The following is a 5,002-nucleotide window of genomic DNA, read 5'->3' as shown; positions in this document are numbered from 1 at the left end:
AAACACGGTTGCAGTACTAGTACGCCCATAGGCGGTAGGCGTTCAGTCGGTCGGCGAGCAGCCGGTAGCGTTGCTGGGCCGGCAACGACATCAACCCACGGACGTTGATGTCCACTCACCTTCTCCCCTCGCGCCTGTGCCCGGCGCTCGCAGTGTAGGACACCCTTTCAACGCACGAGATCAATAACCGTGGGCGATCAGATGTGACCAAGCCCCCGCATAGGTCCCACCCTGCGTCAACCCCCGAAGGGCTTCCGACGTTGACCACTTAGTGTCATCGGCTTAGTGTCATCGGCGAAGCCCGTCTGATCACCCCGCTGCGCTCCGCGGGCGGCCACCGCCGCTACTCCCGCTACCAGCTGCGCATCGCCGCCCGCGCCCGGGAACTCGTCGACCAGGTTCTTTCATGCCCACGACCGCACCCGAACCTACGTCCAGATGATCACCCGCTGCCGCACACCTCGAACGACATCCGGGATCGCCACCCCCGTACTGGCGGTGCTGCGCTGTGACCAGCGGCCCGGCGATCCGGCCGACGCGAACGGGGTGCACCGCGCCACCGTCACCCGCTGGGTCCGCGAGGTCGTCGGACTGCTGGCCGCCCGCGCCCCGCGCCTGGACCGCGCATGCAAGAAGACCGTCCTATCCGGTGGCGGAATCGCGCTGCTGGACGGCTCGCTGATACGCACCCGCCGCCGCACCGGAGGCGAGAACCGGAAAAACTACTCCGGCAAGCACAGATGCCACGGCCTGCTCGTGATCGCGCTCACCGATGACCGGGGCCGCCTGCTGTGGGGCTCCGCGGCCAGGCCCGGACGCAGCTCGGAGATCACCGCCTGCCGGCACGACAGACTCGCTGCCCACCTTCGCGCGGCTGGCCTCGACGCGATCGCCGATCTGGGCTTCGTCGGCCTCGACGACAACGGCCCGGACGCCGACCCGGCGGTGGTCACCGGCTACAAGGCCGCCCGGCACCGGTCCATGACCCGCGGCCAGAGACTGTCCAACAAGGCGCTGGCCGCGGTCCGGGCAGCTGCCGAGCACTGCTTCGCGCACCTGAAGAACTGGTGCGTGCTCGGGAAGGTGCGTACCGACCCGAAGTGGGCGACCGCGCTGGTACGGGCCGTGCTGGTCCTGACGAACCGCGATTCAGTCAGCCTGAGAGTGTTCTGCCGGTGAGGGCGTCGTCGAACCCTTGGGGTCGCGGGTGGGCGCCGAAGGGCCTGGGAAGTGCCCTCGTCGCCTGCCCCGTCCCGTAGCCGCCGTGGCGGTTCCGGGACGCGCCGACTCCGGGGGTGCGCGGCCCGTCGGCGCGACGCGCCGCTCGCAGGGGTGCCGGCCCGTCTTTCGAACCGGCGGTAGATCTTGTCGCGCGTCCGGGGGCCATCACCTCACGGATATCCGTTCTGATACTTGGGACAGTACGGGGGGCGATGACTTGTTCAGCGAGGGCCGGTTCGGGACGGACGGCGGTACTTCGGCCGCGGCGCGGCTTACGACTTCGGCCCGCCCGTGCGCAGATAGCCCTGCTGGGCCGCGTGGACGCCTGCCTGGAAGCGGCTGCGGGCGTCCAGGCGTCCGAGCAGGCCCGTGGCGATGCGGCGAGCGGTGCGAGGGGAGACGCCGAGCCGTTTGGCTATGGCTTCGTCCGTGTACCCGCGCGCCAGTAGCCGCAGCGTCTCCTGCTGCTGTCGGGTCAGCGCGTCGTCCTCGGGCCTCTCTTCCCGGCCCAGCGGCTCCGTCCGGTCCCACACGCTCTCGAACAGCGCCTCCAGGGCCGTGATCAGCCCCCGCCCGCTCACCACCAGCGCCCCCAGCGAGGAGTCCTGGTCGTCCAGGGCCACCAGGGCCAGCCGGTGGTCGGCGATGATCATGCGCGTGCTGAGCGACGGCGCGGTGCGGATCTCGGCGCCCAGCGAGGCCAGCCAGGCGACGTGGGCCACCGTGGGGGCGTGGTTACGGATGCTGTCCAGGTAGACCGTGCGCATGCGCACCCCGCGTCCCAGCAGCCGCTGGTTGAGCGGACGTGAGGCGCGCACGTTCTCCTCGGTCTGCGCACCGCCCGTGGCGAAGGTCTGGATCTCCTCCGATACCTCCTCGTGCAGCCGGTCCAGGTAGTCCCGCACGTGGTCCACACCGTTCAGGTGCACCACCGGCGACTCGCCCGAGACGGGGTCCGAGGCCGGCAGTCGGCTGAGCAGGTCGGCCACCGCCGCCTCTCCCGCCCGCACCTGCTGTTCGCGCGCCGCGAGGTCGGCCCGCTGCCGGGCCAGCAGCATCTCCAGGCCTAGCCGCGGATTGACCACATGAACCCGCCGGGGACCGCCCCCGGCGGCCGGACGGATCAGTGACAGATCCGTCAACTCAGCGATTGCAGCGTTAAACTGAGTCGGTGTCATGCTCAACTGGGAACAGTGCTCAGTCGTGGTGGCATGCGGATGGCCGAGCAGCGCGCGGTACACGGCCTCCGCCGCGGCGTCCAGACCCAAGGGGCCGAGCATCGTCCCTCCTCGCCAGGAGACAGGCGCCTCCGGGTGGTTATTTCCGCAGGGCGCGATGGATTCTCTTCGACTCTCCGGTGACGCTCCGGCAAAGATCATGACACGGGCGCGCGCCTTCGGGCAGAGGGCCGTTCGTTCCCGTGCGGCCGTCGGCCCGGAGGATGGCTGGACGGAAGGGGCCATGGCCTCATCGGTCCAGCGGTCTGACCTTCACCGTGTGCATCACTTCATACAAAACTCGCCATGCTGTAGACCGCTTCCCGCAGACAGTTGGAAGGGCTCCCCACATGACTCGCCTCCACCGCACCTCCTGTCCGAGACTCAGAACCCTCGTCCTCGCCGGGTTCGCCGTCGGGGCCCTCGCCGTTCCGGCCCTCGCGGCGGCAGGGGCCGCGACCGCGGCTCCCACTGTCGCCGCGTCCGCCGCGATCCCCCGGCCCGGCAGGATTCCCGACCAGGACCGACCCCCGGTTCCCCCTGTTCCCGACCGGGGCTCTCACGACTTCGGCTGGCAGTAGGCCGGGTCGGTACGTCATCTGTCGGCCCGACGTGGCCGAGGCGAGGTACGGAGGGAAGGCGGTCGAGAGTGCGATTCCAACTGCTCGGGCCATTGAGCATCACCGACGGGCGGGACATCGTGGTACTCCCGCCCTCCAAGCCGACCGCACTGCTGGCCGCGCTGCTCATCCGCCCCGGCTCCGTGGTCTCCACCGAACATCTGCGCGGCGTCGTCTGGGGTGAGGAACAGCCGGCCACCGCCAAGGCCGCGTTGCAGAGCTGCGTCCTGAGGCTGCGCCGGATCTTCGCGAAGTACGGCGTCGAGGACCAGGCGGTGGTCGCGGTGGCCGGCGGCTACCGCATGAGCGCCGACGCCGAGACCCTTGACCTGCTGCACTTCCGGCAGCTCGTGGACCGGGCCGGCACCTCCGGCGACGAGTCCGCACTCTGCACCCTGCGCCAGGCGCTGGCCCTGTGGCAGGGTCCGCTGCTCGCCAACGTCCCCTCCGACCTGCTGCACCGCGACGAGGTACCCCGGCTCGCGGAAGAGCGGCTGCGGGTAGTGGAGCGGGTCTGCGACATCGAACTGGAGCACGGCCGCTGCCGCGAAACACTCGTTGATCTATGGGAGGTTACGCGCGTATACCCGGGCCACGAACGGTTCGCGGAGCAGCTCATGCTGGCCCTGTACCGCACCGGCCGGCAGACGGAGGCGCTGGCGGAATACCGTCGGGTCAAGGGGTATCTGCGGGACGAACTCGGTGTCGACCCGCGCGCCGGACTCCAGCGGCTCGAACTGGCCATCCTGCGCGGCGACGACCTCGGCAGTCCGGACGCGGGCCGTGCGTCCGTCCCGCACACACCGCTCCCGGACGCCGGACCCGGCGGCCCGGCGTCCGGGGGAGAGGCGGCACCCGGTGCCGTGGAAACGGTCCACGGCACCGGGTGGCCCGACGAGGTGGCGGAGGGCACCGCACCGCTGCCCGCCGTGCCCTGCTTCACCGGGCGTGAACGCGAAGTGGCTTCATTGGTCGCCTTATTGACGGCTGATCCGGAAACGTCGGGGCGCGCGCCCGTCGCGGTGCTCTCCGGGGCGCCCGGCATCGGCAAGACCGCGCTCGCCCTGCACACCGCCCACACGGTGGCCCCCCACTACCCGGGCGGCTGCGTCCTGCTCCCGATGACCCGCCCCGACGGCACCGCGCTGCCGGTGCGCGAAGTCACCGGGCGGCTGCGCCGGTCCCTGCCCTCGTCCGCCACCGGGCGCGGCCGGACCCTGCTGATCCTTGACGACGTGGTCCACCCCGACCAGGTACGCGCGTTGCTGACCGCCAACGCGGGCGGCGCCGCGATCGTCACCAGCCGGATGGGGCTCGCCGCACTCGTCGCCACGCACGGCGGCACCGTATACCGGTTGGGTGCCCTGGAACCGGGGGAGTCCTACGACCTGCTCACCGCCGTGCTCGGCCGCGAGCGGGTCGAGGCCGAGCCCTCGGCCGCCCATCTGCTGGCCGCCGTGTGCGGGCGCCACCCGCTGGCCCTGCGCATCGCCGCCGCCCGGTTGCTCACCCGGCCCCGGCTGCCGTTGGCCGACTGCGCGGACTGGCTGCGCCGCGACCTGCCCGCCCGGCTCACCCTGGCCGACGACCCCCGCATGTCGGTGCCGCTGACCCTCGACGAGGCCCTGGAGCGGCTGCCCCCGGCGCTGGCCGAAGCGCACCTGCGACTGGGGGCGACCGCTCCCGATCCGCTGACCGCCGGCCGGGCCGCCGATGTTCTCGGCATCCCGGAGGAGACGGCGGAGGAGGTGATGGAGCGGCTCCTCGACGCGGGTCTCCTGGAGGAGGGACGGCCCGGGGCCTTCTGGATGCACGACCTGCTCCGGGCGCACGCCCGACGCGCGACGGCACCCCGTCCCGGGCACACACCGGCCCTGCTACGGCCGCCCCGGCGCGAGGAGGTCCCCCCGGTGGTCAGCACCGCCGCCCTGCGCTGACCCGGAC

Annotated in this window: 3 protein-coding genes and 1 pseudogene; 3 read left to right on the top strand and 1 reads right to left on the bottom strand. The window is 71.6% G+C overall.

Features of this window, described 5'->3' with window-relative positions:
- Positions 1–281: 281 nt before the first annotated feature.
- Positions 282–398, top strand: a pseudogene (locus J1C73_RS36080) (MerR family transcriptional regulator); the annotation flags it as partial.
- 40 nt (positions 399–438) lie between these two features.
- Complete coding sequence (locus J1C73_RS20590) at positions 439–1,179, top strand: transposase family protein (RefSeq protein ID WP_242644463.1); 741 nt, start codon at positions 439–441, stop codon at positions 1,177–1,179.
- Positions 1,180–1,493: 314 nt separating this feature from the next.
- Here J1C73_RS20590 and J1C73_RS20585 read toward each other — a convergent pair whose 3' ends face one another.
- On the bottom strand, positions 1,494–2,501 hold the full coding sequence (locus J1C73_RS20585; protein WP_207317711.1) for a LuxR C-terminal-related transcriptional regulator: 1,008 nt from the start codon (positions 2,499–2,501) through the stop codon (positions 1,494–1,496).
- A gap of 586 nt (positions 2,502–3,087) precedes the next feature.
- Between J1C73_RS20585 and J1C73_RS20580 the strand changes: the two genes are divergently transcribed.
- A complete protein-coding gene (locus J1C73_RS20580; RefSeq protein WP_207317710.1) occupies positions 3,088–4,995 on the top strand; it encodes an AfsR/SARP family transcriptional regulator in 1,908 nt (635 codons plus the stop codon).
- The last annotated feature ends 7 nt before the right edge of the window (positions 4,996–5,002 follow it).

It is taken from the genome of Streptomyces laculatispora, assembly GCF_017353455.1.
Taxonomy (GTDB): domain Bacteria; phylum Actinomycetota; class Actinomycetes; order Streptomycetales; family Streptomycetaceae; genus Streptomyces; species Streptomyces laculatispora.
The sequence above is the reverse complement of the archived record's forward strand: the minus strand, read 5'-3'. Positions and strand labels throughout refer to the sequence as shown.

Excerpts from the sequence above, each read along its gene's own strand:
- J1C73_RS20585 (WP_207317711.1), bottom strand. The coding sequence starts at position 2,501 with ATGCTCGGCCCCTTGGGTCTGGACGCCGCGGCGGAGGCCGTGTACCGC.
- J1C73_RS20590 (WP_242644463.1), top strand. The coding sequence starts at position 439 with ATGATCACCCGCTGCCGCACACCTCGAACGACATCCGGGATCGCCACC.